The organism is Winogradskyella rapida, assembly GCF_042675845.1.
GTDB lineage: Bacteria > Bacteroidota > Bacteroidia > Flavobacteriales > Flavobacteriaceae > Winogradskyella > Winogradskyella rapida.
This window is the reverse complement of sequence record NZ_JBHTKM010000063.1, coordinates 989,105-1,012,815: the sequence shown is the minus strand read 5'-3', so window position 1 is coordinate 1,012,815 and position 23,711 is coordinate 989,105. Positions and strand designations below refer to the sequence as shown.

At 36.3% G+C, this 23,711-nt stretch carries 15 protein-coding genes and 5 tRNA genes; 19 read left to right on the top strand and 1 reads right to left on the bottom strand.

Features of this window, described 5'->3' with window-relative positions; all coding sequences use genetic code 11:
* Positions 1-142 precede the first annotated feature (142 nt).
* The 18 genes from ACFQ13_RS11760 to ACFQ13_RS11675 all read left to right on the top strand — a co-directional run bounded on the left by ACFQ13_RS11760 (position 143) and on the right by ACFQ13_RS11675 (position 16,856).
* Complete coding sequence (locus ACFQ13_RS11760; RefSeq protein ID WP_386117532.1) at positions 143-1,522, top strand: alpha-amylase; 1,380 nt, start codon at positions 143-145, stop codon at positions 1,520-1,522.
* A 106-nt stretch (positions 1,523-1,628) separates the two neighbouring features.
* Entirely contained in the window at positions 1,629-2,516 is an 888-nt protein-coding gene (locus tag ACFQ13_RS11755; protein ID WP_386117529.1) for a tyrosine-type recombinase/integrase, read from the top strand.
* A 66-nt stretch (positions 2,517-2,582) separates the two neighbouring features.
* Complete coding sequence (hpf, locus tag ACFQ13_RS11750) at positions 2,583-2,885, top strand: ribosome hibernation-promoting factor, HPF/YfiA family (RefSeq protein ID WP_114310116.1); 303 nt, start codon at positions 2,583-2,585, stop codon at positions 2,883-2,885.
* A gap of 112 nt (positions 2,886-2,997) precedes the next feature.
* Positions 2,998-3,071, top strand: a tRNA-Thr gene (locus ACFQ13_RS11745).
* Between the two features lie 54 nt (positions 3,072-3,125).
* Positions 3,126-3,207: transfer RNA gene (locus ACFQ13_RS11740), tRNA-Tyr, on the top strand.
* Positions 3,208-3,357: 150 nt separating this feature from the next.
* A tRNA-Gly gene (locus tag ACFQ13_RS11735) sits at positions 3,358-3,430 on the top strand.
* Between the two features lie 73 nt (positions 3,431-3,503).
* Positions 3,504-3,575, top strand: a tRNA-Thr gene (locus ACFQ13_RS11730).
* Positions 3,576-3,651: 76 nt separating this feature from the next.
* Positions 3,652-4,839, top strand: coding sequence for an elongation factor Tu (gene tuf, locus ACFQ13_RS11725; RefSeq protein ID WP_114310115.1), 1,188 nt, complete (start codon positions 3,652-3,654; stop codon positions 4,837-4,839).
* Positions 4,840-4,945: 106 nt separating this feature from the next.
* Positions 4,946-5,018 (top strand) — tRNA-Trp (locus ACFQ13_RS11720).
* Positions 5,019-5,130: 112 nt separating this feature from the next.
* Positions 5,131-5,325 (top strand): preprotein translocase subunit SecE, encoded by a 195-nt coding sequence (gene secE / locus ACFQ13_RS11715; RefSeq protein ID WP_114310114.1) that lies wholly within the window; start codon positions 5,131-5,133, stop codon positions 5,323-5,325.
* A 20-nt stretch (positions 5,326-5,345) separates the two neighbouring features.
* Positions 5,346-5,891 carry a transcription termination/antitermination protein NusG gene (nusG, locus tag ACFQ13_RS11710; RefSeq protein WP_114310113.1) on the top strand — a complete coding sequence of 182 codons (546 nt, stop codon included), beginning with the start codon at positions 5,346-5,348 and terminating at the stop codon, positions 5,889-5,891.
* Between the two features lie 66 nt (positions 5,892-5,957).
* Positions 5,958-6,398: a 50S ribosomal protein L11 gene (gene rplK / locus ACFQ13_RS11705; protein WP_114310112.1), complete on the top strand. Its 441-nt coding sequence runs from the start codon at positions 5,958-5,960 to the stop codon at positions 6,396-6,398.
* Between the two features lie 10 nt (positions 6,399-6,408).
* The gene (gene rplA, locus ACFQ13_RS11700; RefSeq protein WP_386117526.1) at positions 6,409-7,098 is read left to right on the top strand and encodes a 50S ribosomal protein L1; all 690 of its coding nucleotides are present in this window, start codon (positions 6,409-6,411) and stop codon (positions 7,096-7,098) included.
* A 19-nt stretch (positions 7,099-7,117) separates the two neighbouring features.
* Complete coding sequence (rplJ, locus tag ACFQ13_RS11695; RefSeq protein ID WP_114310110.1) at positions 7,118-7,639, top strand: 50S ribosomal protein L10; 522 nt, start codon at positions 7,118-7,120, stop codon at positions 7,637-7,639.
* Positions 7,640-7,699: 60 nt separating this feature from the next.
* A complete protein-coding gene (gene rplL / locus ACFQ13_RS11690) occupies positions 7,700-8,074 on the top strand; it encodes a 50S ribosomal protein L7/L12 (RefSeq protein ID WP_114310109.1) in 375 nt (124 codons plus the stop codon).
* Between the two features lie 122 nt (positions 8,075-8,196).
* The gene (rpoB, locus tag ACFQ13_RS11685) at positions 8,197-12,009 is read left to right on the top strand and encodes a DNA-directed RNA polymerase subunit beta (protein ID WP_386117523.1); all 3,813 of its coding nucleotides are present in this window, start codon (positions 8,197-8,199) and stop codon (positions 12,007-12,009) included.
* A 110-nt stretch (positions 12,010-12,119) separates the two neighbouring features.
* Complete coding sequence (gene rpoC / locus ACFQ13_RS11680; RefSeq protein WP_386117522.1) at positions 12,120-16,421, top strand: DNA-directed RNA polymerase subunit beta'; 4,302 nt, start codon at positions 12,120-12,122, stop codon at positions 16,419-16,421.
* Positions 16,422-16,532: 111 nt separating this feature from the next.
* Positions 16,533-16,856, top strand: coding sequence for a DUF3467 domain-containing protein (locus tag ACFQ13_RS11675; RefSeq protein WP_386117520.1), 324 nt, complete (start codon positions 16,533-16,535; stop codon positions 16,854-16,856).
* Positions 16,857-17,012: 156 nt separating this feature from the next.
* Here the strand turns inward: ACFQ13_RS11675 and ACFQ13_RS11670 are convergent, their stop codons facing one another.
* Positions 17,013-18,602 (bottom strand): peptide chain release factor 3, encoded by a 1,590-nt coding sequence (locus ACFQ13_RS11670; RefSeq protein WP_386117518.1) that lies wholly within the window; start codon positions 18,600-18,602, stop codon positions 17,013-17,015.
* Between the two features lie 567 nt (positions 18,603-19,169).
* Here ACFQ13_RS11670 and ACFQ13_RS11665 point away from each other — a divergent pair.
* Positions 19,170-23,711: DUF7507 domain-containing protein (locus ACFQ13_RS11665; RefSeq protein WP_449361597.1), on the top strand; the 4,542-nt coding region annotated here is incomplete at its 3' end.

The window sequence follows — 23,711 nt, the reverse complement described above, 5'->3', positions numbered from 1 at the left end:
CGCGAGTTTTTTGTTTTATAAATAATTTAAGGTGGGGTAAAATCAGAATTTATCAACACGAAAACGTTTTCGTGACGTTTTAAGTTTTGTTTCGTATAGATATCACAGTAATTTTAGAGGAACTAAATAAACACTCTATATTATGAATTATTTTAAATGGTTGGGTACAACCTGTGTGGTGCTGTGTGCCTTCAGTTGTTCTCAAGAAGATATCGTTGAGACCCCAGAGAATCTTACAACAACCGAAATCACTGCTCCAATAGCCAAGCGCGCGGGCTTAAAACCGATAGGGTCGGGGGTAATGATGCAAGCCTTCTATTGGGACGTCCCTGCGGGAGGAACTTGGTGGAACGTTGTAAATTCTAAAGTGGCCGATTGGAGTAATGCCGGTATTGATGCCATATGGCTGCCACCAGCTTCAAAAGCACAAAATGGTCCGTTCTCTATGGGGTATGATCCTTTTGATTATTTCGATTTTGGTGAATTTAATCAGATGGGAAGTACAGAAACCCGTTTCGGATCGCGTTCAGAATTAATTGACATGATTGATACGGCACATGAAAACGGCTTAAGTGTTATCGCAGATATCGTTATTAATCATAATAGTGGTGGCGCTAGTGAAGCCAATCCGTATACGGGTGGGAATACCTGGACCGATTTTAATCCTATGTCTGGAAATTTTTATCGCTCGGCTACCGATTTTCATGCTAATAATGTACATAATAATGATAGTGGTGCCTTTGGGGGGTATCCCGATTTATGTCATTATCAGTCCTACGTTCAAGATTGGCTTTGGAAAAACCCAAATAGCGTAGCTAAATATTACAGAGATGTCATCGGATTTGATGGTTGGAGGTTTGATTATGTGAAAGGATTTGAACCTTGGGTGGTTAAAGAATGGAAAAATGAAGTCGGAGGATTTTCAGTAGGGGAGTATTGGGATAGTAATGTCTCTACCTTAAATTATTGGACCAGTACCGCTGAAGCTAGTGCATTTGATTTTGCCTGCTACTATAAAATGAAAGATGCTTTTATGGGGAATGACTTAACAGCGCTTAATGATGATATGCTTTGGAAACAAAATGCATCTAGAGCAGTAACTTTTGTAACCAACCACGATACGGATGAAATTATCAATAACAAAATTTTGGCTTATGCTTATATATTGACGCATGAAGGTTATCCTGCAATCTTCTATAAGGATTATGAAGAATGGTTAAATAAAGCCCAAATGAATAATCTTATTTGGATTCACAATAATCTTGCAGGTGGGTCTACATCAATCTTACATGTTGATACGGATGAATATATTGCCAAACGTAATGGGTATAATAACAACGGGCTTGTGGTTTATATAAACAATTCAGATGCTTGGCAGGAACGTTGGGTAGAAACCAATTGGTCTAACACGGTTATAAAAGATTATACAGGGAATTCTAGTTGGGAGCCAACAACGCAGTCTGGGAATTGGGTTAAACTCCAAGCGCCACCAAGAAGCTATTCCGTTTGGTCTGTAAAGTAAAAAAGGGATTCTCTTTTTTAAATCCTGCTTTCGAGTGGGATTTTTTCTTATATATGCAATTCTAAACGTCTTATTCGTTATATTTAAAATTAGGGAAGTTAACAGTATGAGTCTTAATGCATTTTCAGATTATCTATTATTAGAAAAGAAATATTCTTCACATACGGTTACGGCCTATACTAAAGATATTGAAAGCTTTCAGAAATTTCTAGATGCAGAGCATGATGCGGAATCTGTGGCAGAGGCAAACTATTCAGAAATAAGACAATGGATTGTTACCTTAGTAAATCACATTTCAAACCGAACCATTAACCGAAAAATCTCTTCCTTAAACACCTATTATAAATTCTTACTTAAAATAGAAGCGATAGAGGAGAACCCATTAAAAAAGCATAAGGCTTTAAAGGTGGGTAAAAAAGTGCAACTTCCTTTTTCAGAATTAGAATTGAAAACTGTTTTAGAACTAGCCATCGCGGTTGTTGATTTTGAAACGGCAAGGAACCAGTTAATCATAGAATTGTTTTATGCCACCGGAATGCGGCGTATAGAATTGGTTAATTTAAAGATTACAGATGTAGATTATAGTCAAAACCAAATAAAGGTACTCGGTAAAAGAAATAAGGAGCGGTTTATTCCGCTTTTAAGTTCCGTAAAGCAAACCTTAAAACGGTATTTAGACTATCGCAAGAATTTACCTATAATAGAAGATGAGCAGATGTTATTTTTAACCCAAAAAGGTATTAAAATATACGAAAAGCTTGTTTACAGAATAATAAATAAGTACTTTAGTGAAGCATCAACAAAGGTAAAGTGTAGCCCTCATGTCTTAAGGCATTCGTTCGCAACACATTTGCTAAAACAAGGTGCAGATTTAAACGCTATAAAAGAACTTCTTGGACATACAAGTTTAGCGGCAACCCAAGTTTATACTCATAATAGTATAGCAGAACTTAAAAAGGTACATGCCAAAGCACATCCAAGAAATATATCTTAAGTCGTTTTATAGGCATCCTGTTCAACCTTGTTGAAGTTATATAGTCTTTAACCTAAAACAAATCACATGAAAGTAAACACACAATCCGTTAATTTCACAGCAGATACTAAATTAATTGACTTTATTCAAAAGCGTATGGACAAATTAGATTTGTTCTATGATAAGATCATTCAGTCCGATGTCTATTTAAAAGTTCAGAACACCAGCGATAAAGAGAATAAAATTTTTGAAGCCAAGGTGAGTGTTCCTGGAGATACGTTTGTGGTAAAAAAGCAATGTAAGACCTTTGAAGAGGGGGCAGATGCAGCCATTGCCTCTTTAGAACGTCAAATAAAAAAGCGAAAAGAGAAATTAAGAGCAAAAGTTTAAAATTTTTTTCAAAAAAGTTTTGAATAACTGAAAAAAGGTTTTACATTTGCATTCCGTTAGAAATAGCGGACTTTTTTATGCTTGTTTTGAAAGTGTATAAAAGTAGCAAAAAGCCGATGTAGCTCAGCTGGCTAGAGCAGCTGATTTGTAATCAGCAGGTCGTGGGTTCGAGTCCCTCCATCGGCTCTTTAAAAACCTTAGAAATAAAGTTTTTAAATTGAAATATTGAATTAAAGTTTTGGGGAGATACTCAAGCGGCCAACGAGGGCAGACTGTAAATCTGCTGACTACGTCTTCGCAGGTTCGAATCCTGCTCTCCCCACAAAATTTTAAGTTTTAGAATTGCAAAGTTAACGTTGTGATTCTATGGTTAATTTTAGGTTGTGTCAGCAACCTAAGGTCATTTGTAAAATAATGATCTTTATTTGAAATATTGAAGCCCTTTAATTAAAGCGATTTAATTAATAAAAATGCGAGAGTAGCTCAGTTGGTAGAGCGTCAGCCTTCCAAGCTGAATGTCGCCGGTTCGAACCCGGTCTCTCGCTCATTAATTTACGAGTTGAGATGCGTTGTTTGACGCTTCGTAAATCTAACCAAATCGGTAATCGTAAATGAAAAGCCGGTGTAGCTCAGGGGTAGAGCGTTTCCTTGGTAAGGAAGAGGTCACGAGTTCAATTCTCGTCATTGGCTCTTTTTTCTAAGTTAATTACATTTAGAATATACAATTGAACACTAATAATATAATTAAGATTAAAATAAATTAAACATGGCAAAGGCAACTTTTGATCGTTCAAAACCACACTTAAACATTGGTACTATTGGACACGTAGATCACGGTAAAACAACTTTAACTGCTGCTATTACTAAAGTATTAGCTGATGCAGGTTTATCTGAAGCGAGAGATTTCGATCAAATCGATAACGCACCAGAAGAAAAAGAAAGAGGTATAACAATTAATACTTCACACGTAGAATATGCAACTGCTAATCGTCACTACGCTCACGTTGACTGTCCAGGTCACGCCGATTACGTAAAGAACATGGTTACAGGTGCTGCTCAAATGGATGGTGCTATTTTAGTTGTTGCTGCAACAGATGGTCCAATGCCACAAACACGTGAGCACATCCTTTTAGGACGTCAGGTAGGTATTCCAAGTATCGTTGTATTCATGAATAAAGTGGATATGGTTGATGATGAGGAGTTACTTGAATTAGTTGAAATGGAAATTAGAGATTTATTATCATTCTACGAATATGATGGTGATAATGGACCTGTAATTGCTGGATCTGCTTTAGGTGCTTTAAACGGAGAACAAAAATGGGTTGACACTGTTATGGAATTAATGGCAGCTGTTGATGACTGGATTAAGGAGCCTGTTCGTGATATGGATAAGCCTTTCTTAATGCCTATCGAGGATGTATTCTCTATTACTGGTCGTGGTACTGTTGCAACTGGTCGTATTGAAACTGGTGTAGCTAACACTGGAGATCCTGTTGAGATCATCGGTATGGGTGCTGAGAAATTAACATCTACAATTACTGGTATTGAAATGTTCCGTCAAATCTTAGATAGAGGTGAAGCTGGTGATAACGCTGGTATCTTATTAAGAGGTATTGAGAAGTCTCAAATCTCTAGAGGTATGGTAATCGTTAAGCCTGGTTCTGTAACTCCACACTCTAAGTTCAAAGCTGAGGTTTATATCCTTAAGAAAGAAGAAGGTGGTCGTCACACACCATTCCACAATAACTACCGTCCACAGTTCTACGTACGTACAACTGACGTAACTGGAAACATTGCGCTTCCTGATGGAGTTGAAATGGTAATGCCTGGTGATAACTTAACTATTACTGTTGAGTTGATTAACACAATTGCAATGAACGTAGGTTTACGTTTCGCTATCCGTGAAGGTGGTAGAACAGTTGGTGCTGGTCAGGTAACTGAAATTTTAGACTAATCTGATATAGTTGAAATATTATAATTAAGGTGTCTCGATGGTTCGGGACGCCTTGATTATTGTTTACAGGTTTTACTCCTCCGGTAAAGAGGTTTAAAACAGGAATACGGGTTTAGCTCAGTTGGTAGAGCACTGGTCTCCAAAACCAGGTGTCGTGAGTTCGAGTCTCTCAACCCGTGCAAATAATATTTAGAGGCGAGAAGCCTAGCCTTAACTAACGTAAAGGTGTTTCTCAACCCCGTTTAAATTAAAAGGATGATTTTATAAGTCCTAAATAAAGTAAATAATCAAATGGCAGGATTAGTAACATATATAAAAGAATCGTTTGAAGAGTTAAAGAACAATGTGTCATGGACGCCATGGCCAGAAGCTCAGAAACTAACTGTGATTGTTGCTGTGTTTTCAATTATATTTTCTTTAGCTATTTGGGGAGTTGATACAACTTTTAGTAGAGCGGTAAAGGCTTATTTTGAATTGATTCACTAACAAATATACAAGAAGCGATTATGTCTGATAAAAAGTGGTATGTTGTTAGAGCGGTAAGCGGTCAAGAAAATAAAATTAAAGCTTATATTGAAACTGAGATTTCAAGATTAGGTTTAGATGATTATGTAGACCAGGTTTTAGTACCAACCGAAAAAGTAATACAAATCCGTAACGGGAAAAAGATCAACAAAGAAAAGGTTTATTTTCCAGGTTACATTATGATACAAGCCAACTTAAGTGGCGAAGTTCCTCACATTATTAAATCCATAACTAACGTTATCGGATTTTTAGGAGAAACTAAAGGTGGTGACCCAGTGCCACTGAGACAATCTGAAGTAAACAGAATGTTAGGTAAAGTAGATGAGTTATCCGTAGAGGCAGATGCAAGTGTGGCGATACCATTTACAAAGGGAGAAACTGTTAAGGTAATCGATGGTCCATTCAATGGTTTTGATGGTACAATCGAGAAGATTAACGAAGAAAAACGTAAGCTTGAAGTTATGGTTAAGATTTTCGGAAGAAAAACACCATTAGAGTTAAGCTACATGCAAGTAGAGAAAGTTTAATAATTGTTACAATAAAGAGCGTTATATCTATGCTTCCAATATAGATAGGCGTATAAACATCAAGAAATGGCAAAAGAAATAGACAAAGTAGTTAAGCTACAAGTTCGGGGAGGTGCTGCGAATCCATCGCCACCGGTAGGACCCGCTTTAGGTGCCGCTGGAGTTAACATCATGGAGTTCTGTAAGCAGTTTAATGCGAGAACTCAAGATAAAGCAGGTAAGGTTTTACCTGTGGCAATCTCAGTTTACAAAGACAAATCATTTGACTTTGTAATTAAGACGCCACCAGCAGCAGTACAATTATTAGAAGCGGCCAAACTAAAAAAAGGATCAGGAGAACCGAACCGACGTAAAGTAGCAAAAGTAACTTGGGATCAAGTTAAAGCAATTGCTGAAGACAAAATGGTAGATCTAAATGCATTTGAACTTGCATCAGCTATGAAAATGGTTGCAGGTACGGCTAGATCAATGGGTATCACTGTTAAAGGAGGAGAAGCTCCAAACTAAATTTTTAGAAATGGCAAGATTAACAAAGAAGCAAAAAGAAGCAAGAGCAAAGGTTGATAATAACAAAATTTACTCTTTAGAAGAAGCTTCAGCTTTACTAAAAGAAATTACATACACAAAGTTTGATGCTTCTATCGATTTAGCAATCAGATTAGGTGTAGATCCACGTAAAGCCAATCAAATGGTTCGTGGGGTAGTTTCATTACCACATGGTACAGGTAAAGACATGAAGGTTTTAGCACTTGTAACTCCAGATAAAGAAGCAGAAGCTAAAGAAGCTGGTGCGGATTACGTTGGATTAGATGAGTACTTACAAAAAATTAAAGATGGTTGGACAGATGTAGACGTTATCGTTACTATGCCAAGCATTATGGGTAAGTTAGGACCATTAGGTAGAGTATTAGGACCAAGAGGTCTTATGCCAAACCCTAAGACAGGTACAGTTACTATGGACGTAGCTAAAGCAGTTGCTGAAGTAAAAGCTGGTAAGATTGATTTTAAAGTAGATAAAACTGGTATTGTACATGCTCCAATAGGAAAAGCATCTTTCAGTACAGATAAAATTGTTGGGAATGCTCAAGAATTATTATCTACAATCATGAAATTAAAGCCAACGGCTTCAAAAGGAACATATGTAAAAAGCATTTATATGTCTAGTACAATGAGTCCAAGTGTAGCAATTGATACAAAAATAGGATAGTAGTTAAACTTAGAATATTATGACAAGAGAAGAAAAATCCCAAGTAATTGAAGAGTTGACTGCTCAGTTAGCAGATAATGCAAATATCTATTTAACAGATATCTCTGGATTAGATGCAGCAACAACTTCAAATTTAAGAAGAGCTTGTTTTAAAGCTAATATTAAATTAGCAGTAGTAAAGAATACACTTTTAGAGAAAGCAATGGAAGCATCGGATAGAGAATTCGGTGAGTTACCAACGACTTTAAAAGGTAATACATCTGTAATGTATTCTGAAACTGGAAACGGTCCTGCTAAAGTAATTAAAGAATTCCGTAAGAAGTCTGAAAAGCCTTTATTAAAAGGTGCTTTCATTGAAGAAGCGGTTTACATTGGCGACGAGTTATTAGATACCTTAGTTGATATTAAGTCTAGAGAAGAGCTTATCGGTGAGATTGTTGGATTATTACAATCACCTGCTAAGAACGTTATTTCAGCACTTAAATCTAGTGGTGGTACAATCGCTGGTATCGTTAAAACATTATCTGAAAGAGAAGGATAATCGTATAGTATATACACAATAGAAAATAAAATATAACACACATTATTAAACAATAGAAAAATGGCAGATTTAAAAGATTTCGCAGAACAATTAGTTAACTTAACAGTAAAAGAAGTTAATGAATTAGCAACTATATTAAAAGATGAGTACGGTATTGAGCCTGCTGCAGCAGCAGTAGCTATGGCTGGACCAGCTGCAGGTGGTGGAGACGCTGCTGAAGAGCAAACTGAATTTGATGTAATCTTAAAAGCAGCAGGTGCTTCTAAATTAGCAGTTGTAAAATTAGTTAAAGAATTAACTGGTTTAGGTTTAAAAGAAGCAAAAGGATTAGTTGATGATGCACCAAGCGCTATCAAAGAAGGAATTACAAAAGACGAAGCTGAAGCTTTAAAATCTCAATTAGAAGAGGCAGGAGCTGAAGTTGAGCTTAAGTAAGCTTATCTTATCTACAATATATGGTTTAGGTCTAGAGGTAAACTCTAAGACCTAAACCCTTTTGTGTATATAAACGTTATATACATTTTTTAGTTTTTATTTAATAAAAATCTCGTTCATCAATGTTAGCAAAAAAGGCTGAAAGAATTAATTTCTCTTCTATTGTAAATAGGACAGATTACCCAGACTTTTTGGATATTCAAATTAAATCCTTCCAGGATTTTTTCCAATTAGAAACAAAGTCAGAAGAAAGAGGTACTGAAGGTTTGTACAATACCTTCATGGAGAACTTCCCCATAACAGATACTCGTAATCAATTCGTACTAGAATTTTTAGATTACTTTATCGATCCACCTAGATACTCAATAGAAGAATGTATTGAAAGAGGATTAACCTATAGTGTGCCTTTAAAAGCAAGATTGAAATTGTATTGTACAGATCCAGAACACGAGGATTTCGAAACAATCGTTCAAGATGTCTATTTAGGAACCATCCCTTATATGACTCCTAGTGGGACATTTTGTATTAATGGTGCAGAGCGTGTTGTCGTTTCTCAATTGCATAGATCACCTGGTGTATTCTTTAGCCAGTCTTTCCATGCTAATGGAACAAAATTATATTCAGCAAGAGTAATTCCTTTTAAAGGATCTTGGATTGAATTTGCCACGGATATCAATCAAGTAATGTATGCTTATATTGATAGAAAGAAAAAATTACCTGTTACAACCCTTTTCCGTGCTATTGGGTTTGAACGTGATAAAGATATTTTAGAGATTTTTGACCTTGCTGAAGAAGTAAAAGTGTCAAAATCTGGATTAAAGAAAGTTATCGGTCGTAAACTTGCGGCACGTGTACTTAACACATGGCATGAAGATTTCGTTGATGAAGATACTGGTGAAGTAGTTTCTATTGAACGTAACGAAATTGTATTAGACCGTGATACCATTATCGATAAAGATAATATAGAAGAAATTCTTGAGGCCGAAGTAAAAACAATTCTTTTACATAAAGAAAGCGCACAACAAGGAGATTACGCTATTATTCATAATACCTTGCAAAAGGATCCAACAAACTCTGAAAAAGAAGCTGTTGAGCATATCTACCGTCAATTACGTAATGCTGAGCCGCCAGATGAGGAAACTGCACGTGGTATTATAGACAAATTATTCTTCTCGGATCAACGTTACTCTTTAGGTGAAGTTGGACGTTACAGAATGAACAAGAAATTACAGTTAGATATCGGAATGGATAAGCAAGTGCTTACCAAAGAAGATATCATAACGATCATAAAATATTTAATTGAGCTTATCAACTCTAAAGCAGAGATTGATGATATTGATCACTTATCTAACCGTCGTGTACGTACTGTAGGAGAGCAATTATCATCTCAGTTTGGTGTTGGTTTAGCACGTATGGCTCGTACCATCCGTGAGCGTATGAACGTTCGTGATAACGAAGTCTTTACACCTATAGATTTAATTAATGCTAAGACGTTATCGTCTGTAATTAATTCGTTCTTCGGAACCAACCAGTTATCTCAATTTATGGATCAAACGAATCCTCTTGCAGAGATTACGCATAAGCGTCGTCTTTCAGCATTAGGACCAGGTGGTTTATCAAGAGAAAGAGCAGGATTCGAGGTACGTGATGTTCACTATACGCACTACGGACGTTTATGTCCTATTGAAACTCCTGAAGGTCCAAACATTGGATTAATTTCTTCTTTATCTGTATTTGCGAAAGTAAATGCAATGGGATTCATTGAAACACCATACCGTAAAGTAGAAGATGGGGTTGTAGATATTAAAAATACACCAACATACCTAAGTGCTGAAGAGGAAGAAGATATGTTAATTGCGCAAGCAACTATCAATGTCGATGAGGATGGAAAGATTTTAGCAGATAAAATTATTTCACGTCAAGAAGGTGATTTCCCAGTGATTGATCCTGTGAATGTGAATTATACAGATGTTGCGCCTAACCAAATTGCGTCAATTTCTGCATCTTTAATTCCTTTCTTAGAACATGATGATGCCAACCGTGCGTTAATGGGATCTAACATGATGCGTCAGGCCGTTCCTTTATTACGTCCTGAGTCTCCAATTGTTGGTACCGGTTTAGAACGTCAAGTGGCTTCAGATTCTCGTGTTTTAATTAATGCTGAAGGTGATGGTACTGTAGAGTATGTAGATGCTCAAAAAATTACAATTCGTTACGAGCGTAGCGAAGAAGCTGCTATGGTTAGTTTTGATAGTGATACTAAAACTTATCCATTAGTAAAATTCAGAAAAACCAACCAAGGAACGTCTATTAACTTAAAACCTATTGTAGAAAAAGGTGATAAAGTAGCAAAAGGACAAGTACTTTGTGAGGGTTATGCAACTGAAAATGGTGAATTAGCACTTGGTAGAAATATGAAAGTAGCCTTTATGCCTTGGAAAGGGTATAACTTTGAGGATGCGATTGTAATTTCTGAAAAAGTAGTTAGAGAAGATGTCTTTACATCAATTCATATTGATGAATATTCTTTAGAAGTAAGAGATACAAAATTAGGTAACGAAGAGTTAACTAATGATATCCCTAATGTTTCTGAAGAAGCCACTAAAGATTTAGATGAAAATGGTATGATTCGCATCGGTGCTGAAATCAAACCAGGAGATATCTTAATTGGTAAGATTACACCGAAAGGAGAATCAGATCCAACACCAGAAGAAAAATTATTAAGAGCCATCTTCGGTGATAAAGCAGGAGATGTTAAAGATGCTTCATTAAAAGCTTCACCATCACTTCATGGGGTGGTTATCGCTAAGAAATTATTTGCTAGAGCGGTAAAAGATAAGCGTAAGAGAGCACAAGATAAAGAAGATATCGAAAAGTTAGAAGATGTTTATGATAACAGATTCGATGATCTTAAAAATGTACTTGTAGACAAGTTATTCAATATTGTTAACGGTAAAACGGCTCAAGGTATCTATAATGATTTAGGTGAGGAAATTATTCCAAAAGGTAAAAAGTATACCTTAAAAATGTTAAATGCTGTAGATGATTATACACACTTAACATCAGGAAAATGGACTACTGACGATCATACTAACGAGCTTGTTGCAGATCTTATCCATAATTACAAAATTAAGGAGAATGATTTACAAGGATCTTTAAGACGTGAGAAGTTTACAATTTCTGTAGGAGATGAATTACCAGCAGGAATTATCAAATTAGCGAAGATTTACATTGCTAAGAAACGTAAGCTTAAAGTAGGTGATAAGATGGCAGGACGTCACGGTAACAAAGGTATTGTTGCACGTATTGTACGTCAAGAAGATATGCCATTCTTAGAAGATGGAACACCTGTTGATATTGTCTTAAACCCATTAGGGGTACCGTCACGTATGAACATCGGTCAAATCTATGAAACTGTATTAGGTTGGGCTGGTAAAGATTTAGGAAAGAAATATGCAACGCCAATTTTCGATGGTGCAACATTAGATCAGATTAACGCATACACAGATGAAGCTGGTATTCCAAGATTTGGTCATACCTATCTTTATGATGGTGGAACAGGAGATCGTTTTGATCAACCAGCAACTGTTGGTGTGATCTATATGATTAAACTAGGACACATGATTGATGATAAGATGCACGCACGTTCTATTGGGCCATACTCATTAATTACACAACAACCATTAGGTGGTAAAGCACAGTTTGGTGGTCAGCGTTTTGGTGAGATGGAGGTATGGGCACTTGAGGCTTATGGCGCATCAAGCACCCTACGTGAGATCTTAACTGTAAAATCAGATGACGTTATTGGTAGAGCTAAAACTTACGAAGCGATCGTTAAGGGTGAGCCTATGCCAGAACCGGGACTTCCAGAATCATTCAACGTACTTATGCACGAATTGAAAGGTTTAGGATTAGATATTAGATTGGAGGAATAATTTTAAAAGAATTTTTCCTTAAGGGCAATAGTTTTATGGCCTAGAGAACAATCGAAAAAAACAGTGTACGGGCAACTTTAGGGTTGCCCATACCAAACAACAAAAATAACATGGCAAGAAAACAAGATAAGAATACAGTACAGAAATTTAACAAAATTTCTATCGGTTTAGCATCACCTGAGTCTGTTTTAGGAGCGTCTCGCGGTGAGGTATTGAAGCCAGAAACTATTAATTATCGAACACACAAACCAGAGAGAGATGGTTTGTTCTGTGAGCGTATTTTTGGTCCTGTAAAGGATTTTGAATGTGCTTGTGGTAAATATAAAAGAATACGTTACAAAGGAATTGTTTGTGACCGTTGTGGTGTAGAAGTAACAGAAAAGAAAGTCCGTAGAGATCGTGTAGGGCACATTAACTTAGTGGTACCTGTAGCGCATATTTGGTACTTCCGTTCTTTACCTAATAAAATTGGTTACCTTCTTGGATTACCGTCTAAGAAATTAGATATGATTATCTATTACGAGCGTTACGTGGTTATTCAACCAGGTATTGCTATGAATGCAGAAGGTGAGCCAGTACAAAAAATGGATTTCTTAACCGAAGAAGAGTATCTAAACATTTTAGAGTCTATTCCTCAAGAAAACCAATACTTAGATGATTCAGACCCTAACAAATTCATCGCTAAGATGGGTGCAGAGTGTCTGATTGATTTATTAGCGCGTATTGACTTAGATCAGTTATCTTACGATTTAAGACACAAAGCTAATAATGAAACATCTAAGCAACGTAAAACTGAAGCTTTAAAACGTTTACAAGTTGTTGAAGCGTTTAGAGATTCAAACTTAAACAGAGAAAACAGACCGGAATGGATGATCATGAAGGCTGTACCTGTAATTCCACCAGAATTAAGACCTTTAGTGCCTTTAGATGGTGGTCGTTTTGCAACCTCTGATTTAAATGATTTATACCGTCGTGTAATTATCCGTAACAACCGTCTTAAAAGATTAGTTGAGATAAAAGCACCAGAAGTGATTTTACGTAATGAAAAACGTATGTTACAAGAATCAGTAGATTCATTATTTGATAACACACGTAAATCATCTGCAGTAAAAACAGATTCTAACAGACCATTAAAATCATTATCAGATTCCCTTAAAGGTAAGCAAGGACGTTTCCGTCAAAACTTACTTGGTAAGCGTGTGGATTATTCAGCACGTTCGGTAATTGTTGTAGGACCAGAATTAAAATTATTTGAATGTGGTCTTCCTAAAGATATGGCTGCTGAGCTTTACAAACCTTTTGTAATTAGAAAATTAATTGAAAGAGGAATTGTAAAAACAGTTAAGTCTGCTAAGAAGATTATAGATAGAAAAGAGCCTGTAGTATGGGATATCTTAGAGAATGTTCTTAAAGGACATCCTGTATTATTAAACCGTGCTCCTACCTTACACCGTTTAGGTATCCAAGCATTCCAACCTAAGCTTATTGAAGGTAAAGCGATTCAATTACACCCATTAGTGTGTACGGCATTTAACGCCGATTTCGATGGGGATCAGATGGCGGTTCACTTGCCATTAGGACCTGAAGCGATTTTAGAAGCGCAACTTTTAATGTTAGCCTCACATAATATTCTGAACCCTGCAAATGGTTCTCCAGTAACTGTACCTTCTCAGGATATGGTACTTGGTTTATATTATATGACTAAGCTTAGAAAAACGGATGAAGAGTATACTGTAAAAGGACAAGGTTTAACGTTCTACTCTCCAGAAGAAGTAAATATTGCTTATAATGAAAAGCGTGTTGACTTAAATGCAGGTATTAAAGTAAGAACGCAAGACTTTAATGAAGAGGGAGAATTAACAACTCAGATTATTGAAACGACTGTTGGTCGTGTACTTTTCAACGAAAAAGTACCAGCAGCAGCAGGATATATCAATGAAGTCTTAACTAAGAAATCATTAAGAGAAATTATTCACGGTATTCTTAAGAAAACAAGTGTACCTGAAACAGCTGATTTCTTAGATGAAATTAAAACGTTAGGATACAAATTTGCCTTCCAAGGTGGATTATCATTCAGTTTAGGTGATATTATTATTCCAGCTGAAAAGCAAGGAATGATTGATTCAGCAAACAAACAAGTTGATGGTATTATGGGGAACTATAATATGGGTCTTATTACCAACAACGAACGTTATAACCAAGTTATTGATATTTGGACGTCTACGAATGCCGAATTGACTGAATTGTCTATGAAGCGTATTCGTGAAGACAAACAAGGATTCAACTCGGTATTTATGATGCTTGATTCTGGGGCAAGGGGTTCTAAAGAACAGATTCGTCAGTTAACAGGTATGCGTGGATTAATGGCGAAACCTAAAAAATCAACCGCTGGTGGTGGAGAAATTATTGAAAACCCGATTCTTTCTAACTTTAAGGAAGGTCTTTCAATTTTAGAATACTTTATCTCTACGCACGGTGCACGTAAAGGTCTTGCGGATACGGCTCTTAAAACGGCCGATGCAGGTTACTTAACACGTCGTTTAGTTGATGTTTCTCAAGACGTTATTGTTTATGAAGAAGACTGTGGTACACTTAGAGGTATTGAGGTTTCTGCACTTAAGAAAAACGAAGAGATTGTTGAAAGCTTAGAGAATAGAATTGTGGGTAGAACGTCATTAAATGATGTTTACCACCCATTAACTGAAGAGTTATTAGTAGAGTCTGGTGGTCATATCGATGATATCATTGCTAAGAAAATTGGAGATTCTCCTTTAGATTCTATTGAAGTTCGTTCACCTTTATCTTGTGAAGCTAAGAAAGGAATCTGTGTTAAATGTTACGGACGTAACCTTGCTACTGGTAAATTAGTACAAAGAGGTGAAGCTGTTGGTGTTGTTGCGGCACAATCAATTGGTGAGCCAGGAACACAGTTAACCTTACGTACGTTCCACGTTGGAGGTATTGCAGGTAACATTTCTGAAGATAACAAGTTAACGGTTAAGTTTGACGGTATTGCTGAAATCGAAGATCTTAAAACGGTTAAGTCTAAAGATAATGAAGGAAAAGATGTTGATGTTGTCATCTCTAGAACTTCAGAATTAAAATTAATCGATGCTAAAACAGGTATCGTATTAAGTACAAGTAATATCCCTTATGGTTCATTTATTTATGTGAAGCCAGGTGATAAACTTAAGAAAGGTGATGTTGTTTGTTCTTGGGATCCATATAACGGTGTTATTATTTCAGAATTTGCAGGTAATGTGAAGTATGAAAACATCGAACAAGGGGTAACTTATCAAGTTGAAATTGATGAACAAACAGGTTTCCAAGAAAAGGTTATTTCAGAATCTAGAAACAAGAAATTAATACCAACGTTATTAATTGAAGATTCTAAAGGAGAAACAATTCGTTCTTACAATTTACCAGTAGGAGCCCACATTATGATTGATGATGGTGATGCTATTGATATCGGTAAGATTTTGGTTAAGATACCTCGTAAATCTGCTAAGGCGGGTGATATTACCGGTGGTCTTCCTCGTGTAACAGAATTGTTTGAAGCACGTAACCCTTCTAATCCAGCTGTAGTAAGTGAGATTGATGGTGTTGTTTCTTTCGGTAAGATTAAGCGTGGTAACCGTGAAATTATTATTGAGTCTAAGCTTGGTGAAGTTAAGAAATACTTAGTAAAATTATCGAATCAGATTCTTGTACAAGAAAATGATTACGTAAAAGCAGGTATGCCTTTATCAGATGGTTCTATAACACCAAACGATATTCTTAACATTAAAGGCCCTTCAGCGGTACAACAGTATTTAGTAAATGAAGTACAAGAAGTATATCGTTTACAAGGGGTGAAGATTAATGATAAGCACTTCGAGGTGGTTGTACGACAAATGATGCGTAAAGTTAGAATTATTGATTCTGGTGATACCATTTTCTTAGAAAACCAATTGGTGCATAAGTCTGATTTCATTGAAGAAAATGATAAAATTTTCGGAATGAAAGTAGTTGAAGACGCAGGTGATTCTGATAATTTAAAATCAGGTCAGATTGTAACAGTAAGAGATCTAAGAGACGAAAACTCTAGTTTACGTCGCGAAGATAAGAACCTTGTAACAGCTAGAGACGCAAGTCCGGCTACTGCAACGCCAATCTTACAAGGTATTACAAGAGCCTCATTACAAACTAAATCGTTTATCTCTGCGGCATCGTTCCAGGAAACAACGAAAGTACTTAATGAAGCGGCCGTTAACGGTAAAGTAGATTCTCTTGAAGGACTTAAAGAAAATGTAATTGTTGGACATAGAATTCCAGCAGGAACAGGTGTTAGAGAATACGATAATATCATCGTAGGTTCTAGAGAAGAATTTAATGAAATGATGAAAGCAAAAGAAGAAATGAATTTTAACTAATTCGTGAATTTTGTTTCAAAATAACAATTGAATTAAAAGCCTTCTTGTATTTTTACAAGAAGGCTTTTTTAATTATAAAGTAAATACTAGAAATCATAAATACGTTTTATTATGGCAGACGATACCAATAATCCAAATCCTAAAAAAGGACAAATAAATATAGAACTAGACGAAAAGGTTGCAGAAGGAACCTATTCTAACTTGGCAATCATTAATCATTCGGTCTCAGAATTTGTTGTAGACTTTGTGAGCATTATGCCAGGAACCCCTAAGAGTAAAGTTAAGTCGCGTATTATCTTAACGCCGCAACATGCCAAGCGTTTATTAAAAGCTTTAGGCGAAAATGTAACGCGTTTTGAGAACGCTCATGGCGAAATAAAAGATTATGAGCAAGCACCTATACCACTTAATTTTGGACCAACAGGGCAAGCGTAATGAGACCGGTTTACGAAATGAAATAGGTTAAGGGACTTAAATCTTAATGTGAAGTAGGTCTTAAAGGAATAAAAAAAACCTTAGAATTAATTTTCTAAGGTTTTTTTTATGAATTGATTGAAGTAAGGTCTTATTATTATAAGACAAGATAAGGGCTTAATCAAATTCAGAAGTCATATGAAAAGTAATACTCGGATACTTCTGTTGTGTCATTTGAAGTGTAAACATAGAATCGGCTAAAAATACCAATTGGTTTTGTTTATCTCGCGCTAAGAAACGTTGTTTTACACGTAAGAAATCTTGAAATTCTTCACTTTTAGGATTGTCAGTTTGTACCCAACATGCTTTTTGAACATTTAAGTTTTCGTAAGTACATTTAGCACCATATTCATGCTCTAAACGGTATTGGATAACTTCATATTGTAAAGCTCCAACGGTACCTATAACTTTTCGGCCGTTTAAATCTAGTGTAAAGAGTTGTGCTACCCCTTCATCCATTAATTGATCTATACCCTTGTAAAGTTGTTTAGACTTCATAGGATCAGCATTATTAATATATCTAAAATGCTCAGGTGAAAAACTCGGTACACCTTTATAATGAAGCACTTCGCCTTCGGTTAAAGTATCTCCAATTTTAAAACTTCCTGTATCTTGTAATCCAACGATATCTCCAGGGTAAGAGATGTCTACAATCTCCTTCTTTTCAGCAAAGAAAGCATTTGGACTAGAGAATTTTAATTTCTTTTTATTTCTAACATGAAGGTAGGCCGTGTTTCGTTTAAACTCTCCGGATACAATTTTAATAAACGCAAGTCTATTTCTGTGGTTCGGATCCATGTTGGCGTGAATTTTAAAGACAAAGCCACTAAATTCCTTCTCATCAGGTTGTACCAAACGTTCTTCACTATGTTTAGGTCTCGGTTTTGGTGCAATATCCACAAAACAATCTAATAACTCACGGACCCCAAAATTATTTAAAGCAGAACCAAAGAATACCGGTTGTTGCGTTCCATCAAGATAGTCTTCTTTGTTAAAACTAGGGTAGATGCCTTCTACCAATTCAATTTCATCTCTTAAGGTGTTAGCGGCATTTTCGCCCACTAAGGTATCCAATTCAGAAGATGATAAATCTGAAATTTCAATGGTTTCCTCAATATCTTTTCGGCTATCTCCAGAAAATAAATTGACATTCTTTTCCCAAATATTATAAATCCCTTTAAAGTCATAACCCATACCAATTGGAAAACTTAATGGGACCACTTTTAAGCCTAATTTTTGTTCTATTTCATCTAAAAGATCAAAAGCGTCTTTTCCCTCTCTATCCATTTTATTGATAAAAACAATCATTGGGATGTTACGCATTCTACAAACTTCAACGAGTTTTTCCGTTTGCTCCTCAACCCCTTTAGCAACATCAATAACCACAATAACACTATCAACGGCTGTTAAAGTTCTAAAGGTATCTTCAGCAAAATCTTTGTGACCAGGGGTATCTAAAATATTTATTTTTATACCATTATATTCAAAAGCTAAAACAGAAGTGGCTACAGAAATTCCACGCTGACGTTCAATTTCCATAAAGTCACTCGTAGCCCCTTTCTTAATCTTATTACTTTTTACGGCTCCTGCTTCTTGGATAGCACCACCAAATAAAAGTAACTTTTCTGTTAGGGTTGTTTTTCCCGCATCGGGGTGCGAAATAATTCCAAATGTTCTGCGTCTGTTAATCTCTTCTATAAAACTCATAATAAACTTAAAAATGACTGCGAAGATACTATTATTAACAACAATAAAAATAGAACCGAGTGGGGCATTTTAAAAAATCTTAAAAGCCTGAAAATTTACATAAATTTTCGACTTTTAAAAGAAACGAGGTCTAAAAGCTTATAATCAGGTACTTAAATGTTAAAAAATCCGGTATTTTGTCGAAAAAACTTACGAATTTATTGAATTACTATAAATTATGTTAATTTCATGTAAAATCAATAGTGAATTTAATTATTAATACATTAAGTTTATTTTATGGTGTTATTTTAACATAATTTAACCGGTTGCCCCTGATTATTTTGTGATTTATGTCCCAAACATTAAATTGTAAACCCCATACAATTACTCATTTTACAGTAGTAAAATAGCCTTTCTAAAAACCGAGAATTGTATTCATCTACTGCTGAGTTTCACAAGAGCAACTCCTCTCTCCCCCTTGCTTGTTAGAATATCATCTGATAATATTAATCTTCTAAAATTATCATTATGGATAGACCTACTTTCCAATTCCACATTCTGAAAAGCTTTATTGTACGTTTTAAATCAATGTTATTTCTCATCGTTTTGATGTTAAGTTTATTGTCTGTTACAAGGTCAGAACCCGAACATTCAGAGTTTCATACTTTAAATAAAGAGGCCCAACCTTACTTTAGTTCGGTAAGCGTCCCCTGTAATACGGACAAGCCCGTACCTATATCGGCTACAAATTATACGGATATAGCAGTAAGTAGTAATACTTCTGGTTTATGTATTCTAGGTTGTGGTATAAGTAACGAAAATGCTTTGGTAGATAGTAATGATGCTAATTATGCCACAGTAACGACGGCAGTGGGTCTAGGGGTAACACACACTATTAAAGTTGAAGATACAACAACAGATGAATTTTATAGCAGTGGGAATTATGCCGGATTTCTATTAGAAAATAGCACGGTTTTGCAAGTAGATTTGCTCGATAATATTGTTGTCAAGACCTTTTTAGATGGGGTAGAGCAAGAATCAAAATCGAGTAATACCTTAGCGGTTATTGATACGAGCTTGTTGGGGTCTAATCAGTTTTATGTTGGTTTTTATACTACTGAAGATTTTGATGCCATTCAAATTTCATTGTCCAGTTTAGCAGGGGTACTTTCTTCGACTAAAATTTATCATGCCGTAACCAATAGCTTTTGTGCCGGACCAGACTTGGTTTGTAATACACCAACAACGTTAACAAAACCTGATTTTCCGGCTAGAATAGTGGAGGAACACACAGGATTCGGTGGCGTATTAGGTGTAGGAAGTGTTATCGATGCTACAGCAGCCGTAGACTCTAATGCTAACTCTTACGCCAGTATAGACTTTACCTTAGGGGTGTTAGCAACGGGTAGTCTCTCTATTAAAGATGAATTTACAACATATCCTGAGCATACTTATGCAGGTTTTGATATTGAAAATACATCTGTTCTTAATTTAGATTTACTTAATGGTGTCACCATTTCAACCTATTTAAATGGATCACTACAAGAAAGTCAAACAGGAAGTTCTGAGTTAATAGCAGTAGATAGTGCGCTTTTGCTAACAGGATCTGAGCGTTCTCAGGTGGGGTTTGTAACCAGTTTACCTTTTGATGAAGTACAAATATCTATAAGTCAGACGCTTTCTGTCGACTTAGGTAGCACAAGGGTCTACGGATTAGTTTTAAAGTCTTTTTGTGAAGGAGAGCTTGCCTGTAGTTCTGCAACGGTTCTGAGTAATCCATCGCAGCCTGTAATTATTAATAATACGAACACTGGTGTAGAAGGATTAGCTTGTGTAGGGTGTGAGGTTGATAATGCTAATCATGTAATTAGTGAAAGCAATTCTGATTTTGCCATGATTAATGTCGTGGCCGGTGTAGCTAATACCGCTTCAATAGCAGTAGAAAATGTCTTAAGTACGTTTCCTTCAGGGAGTACGGCTGGATTTATTATTAGAGATACCAATGATTTATTACAAGTTGATTTATTAAATTCTCTTACGTTAAGTACTTATTTAGACGGGACATTATTAGAATCTAAAACAGCCAGTAACTTACTTGCTTTAGAAGCATTAGGACTTATAAATATTACACCAGTAACAACGGATGGTTTCTTATTGGTAGGTTTTGAAACTAGCTTCGATTATGATGAAATTAAACTTTCAGTAAGTGCTTTAGCTGCCGTTATTAATAGTATTGAAGTTTACGGAAGTTATGTAGATACTACCATTCAGATTGAGGGTACAGTAATTAATGAAACCACACTCGGCATTGCAGACGGTAGCTTATCAGTAGTGGTATCAGGAGGTACACCGCCTTATACGTTTGAATGGAGTCCGGGGGGAGAAACCACAAATTCCATTTCAGGATTGTCACCAGGAACCTACACGGTTACGGTTACAGATGCGCTAGGTTGTGAAGCTACGGAGGCCTTTATTGTAAATACCGATGGGGTTCAATATGAGGTGCCTTGTAATACCGTGAATCCTGTGCCAATTACGAGTTCTGGCTTTACGGATCTCACAGTGAATACAAATACTTCAGGGACTTGCGTGTTAGGTTGTGGGGTTTACAATGACGCCCATTTAATCGATGGAGATGAATCTACCTATGCCACAATCACTACAGGAGTAGGACTTGGTACAACCCATACGCTTAGAGTAACCGACGCCACAGCAGGAGAATTTTTTACCGCTGGTGGTTATGCAGGGCTACTCATAGAGAACAGTTCTATTCTTCAAGCAGATTTACTAGAAGCAATTGTTATTAGAACATATTTAGATGGTGTAGAGCAAGAATCTAAAACAAGTTCAGCCTTAGCCGTTGTAAATAGTACTTTATTAGGGAGTGATAAATATTATATAGGGTTTTATACCACTATGGATTATGATGCTATAGAAATTTCAATAGCCAGTTTATTAGATGTTTTGTCCTCTACGCGTGTCTATCATGCGGTAACAAACCGATTTTGTGAAGGGCCAGATTTAGTATGTAATACGCCAACGGCCTTAACCAAACCAGATTTTCCAATGAGAATTGTAGATGAACATACCGGTACGGGAGGATTACTCGGGGTTGGCAGTGTTAATAATACAGATAACCTGTTCGATTCTAATGCAGGAAATTATGCCACAATAGATTTGTTGGCAGGAGTTGCAGCAACGGCAGCCTTAGCCGTAAAAGACGAATTAACGGAATACCCAGCAATGACATATGCCGGATTCGATATTGAAAATGCAAGTTTATTAAATACTCAGTTGTTAGATGCCATTACCATATCAACCTATAACAATGGAGCCTTGGTAGAATCTCATACAGGTGCCACCGAGCTTGTACCTGTAAATTCAGGTTTGTTATTGACCGGTAATGAAGCTATAAGAGTTGGATTTGTAGCGTCTGCGCCATTTGATGAGGTTCAAATAAGCCTCTCGCAACTCGTGTCTGTGAATTTAGGAAGTACACGAATTTATAATGTGGTTTTAGAAGCTTTCTGTGCAGGAACGATAGATTGTGAAGATCCTTATGTATTAGCCAATCCCAATGATTCTGTAATTATTAATTCTTTCAGAACAGGAACCGATGGTTTGGCCTGCGTAGCTTGTGAGGTTGATAATTCTCAAAATGTATTGACGCAAGAGGGGAGTGACTTTGCATTAATCAATATTGTAGCAGGTGTTGCCGGAAGTGCGTCGCTTTCTGTACAAGATGTGCTTTTAGAATATCCTGCAGGAACAAGAGCAGGGTTCGTTATTAGAGATACAAACGATTTATTAGAAGTCGATCTGTTAAATTCAATAACCTTAACCACCTATTTAAACGGACTGCAACGCGAGCAAAAAACAGCAAGTAATTTATTGAATTTAGAAGCTTTAGGTCTAATTAATATAACGCCATTAACTACAGATGGCTTATATGTTGTGGCTTTTAATACGACTTTAAGTTTTGATGAAATTCAAATTACGGTAGGCTCACTTGCTAGTGTTATAAATTCCATAGAAGTCTATGGTGGGTATATCGATGCAACAAATTCAAATTTGTGTGATACGGCCAACATTGCTGTAATTAAAACAGTAGAATTTAATGATGAAAATGCCGATGGATTTGCTGAAGTCGGAGAAACTTTGACTTATGACTTTACTGTAACAAATGAAGGTAGCGTAGATTTATCCGATGTGGTGTTAACGGATACTATGCTGGGTGGCGAATTAACTTTGGTTTCTGGTGATACAGATGGTGATAATGAATTGGATGTCGATGAAGTTTGGTTGTATTCTGCGAGCTACACGCTTACACAAGCCGATGTCGATACAGGTTCAGTTAGTAACCAGGCAAGCATTACATCCGTTAATGTCGATGATGGAACAGAAGAAAGTGACCTTTCGGATGACGACTCTGTTTTTGAAGATGATTTTACGGTAATAGACTTGCCGCAGTCTGCAGAAGTTGCCGTGATTAAAATAGCCGATTTTAATGACGAAAATAACGACGGTTATGCTAATGTAGGCGAAACAATCACCTACAGTTTTACAGTCACCAACGAAGGAACTACGAGTATTACAGATGTGACATTAACAGATACCATGTTAGGCGGAGAACTCACCTTAGCCTCAGGAGACGAGAATAATGATAACATCTTAGATGTCGATGAAGTTTGGTTGTACTCAGCCAACTATACAATTACGCAATCAGATATTGATGCAGGTATCGTAAGTAATCAAGCTGTAGTAACTGGAACAAGTTCAATAGATGGTTCCACTTTAGAAGACCTTTCAGATGATGATACTGTTTTAGAAGATGATATTACCGATCTCATCTTGCCATTAGAATCAGGCATCGCAGTGATAAAAACGGGAGTTTTTAATGATGAAAATAGTGATGGTTATGCAAACTTAGGAGAAACCATAACCTACAGTTTTACAGTGACCAACGAAGGGCAAGCCACGATAACAGATGTTGTTCTTACAGATACCATGTTAGGAGGAGAACTCACTTTAGCCTCAGGAGACGACAATAATGATAACATCTTAGATGTCGATGAAGTTTGGTTGTATTCAGCCAACTATACAATTACTCAATCAGATATTGATGCAGGC

Coding starts and splice junctions, on each gene's coding strand:
- rplK (WP_114310112.1), top strand. CDS start 5,958: ATGGCAAAAGAAATAGACAAAGTAGTTAAGCTACAAGTTCGGGGAGGT.
- rpoC (WP_386117522.1), top strand. CDS start 12,120: ATGGCAAGAAAACAAGATAAGAATACAGTACAGAAATTTAACAAAATT.
- ACFQ13_RS11755 (WP_386117529.1), top strand. CDS start 1,629: ATGAGTCTTAATGCATTTTCAGATTATCTATTATTAGAAAAGAAATAT.
- secE (WP_114310114.1), top strand. CDS start 5,131: ATGGCAGGATTAGTAACATATATAAAAGAATCGTTTGAAGAGTTAAAG.
- rplA (WP_386117526.1), top strand. CDS start 6,409: ATGGCAAGATTAACAAAGAAGCAAAAAGAAGCAAGAGCAAAGGTTGAT.
- ACFQ13_RS11670 (WP_386117518.1), bottom strand. CDS start 18,602: ATGAGTTTTATAGAAGAGATTAACAGACGCAGAACATTTGGAATTATT.
- rplL (WP_114310109.1), top strand. CDS start 7,700: ATGGCAGATTTAAAAGATTTCGCAGAACAATTAGTTAACTTAACAGTA.
- ACFQ13_RS11760 (WP_386117532.1), top strand. CDS start 143: ATGAATTATTTTAAATGGTTGGGTACAACCTGTGTGGTGCTGTGTGCC.
- rpoB (WP_386117523.1), top strand. CDS start 8,197: ATGTTAGCAAAAAAGGCTGAAAGAATTAATTTCTCTTCTATTGTAAAT.
- ACFQ13_RS11675 (WP_386117520.1), top strand. CDS start 16,533: ATGGCAGACGATACCAATAATCCAAATCCTAAAAAAGGACAAATAAAT.
- tuf (WP_114310115.1), top strand. CDS start 3,652: ATGGCAAAGGCAACTTTTGATCGTTCAAAACCACACTTAAACATTGGT.
- rplJ (WP_114310110.1), top strand. CDS start 7,118: ATGACAAGAGAAGAAAAATCCCAAGTAATTGAAGAGTTGACTGCTCAG.
- nusG (WP_114310113.1), top strand. CDS start 5,346: ATGTCTGATAAAAAGTGGTATGTTGTTAGAGCGGTAAGCGGTCAAGAA.
- hpf (WP_114310116.1), top strand. CDS start 2,583: ATGAAAGTAAACACACAATCCGTTAATTTCACAGCAGATACTAAATTA.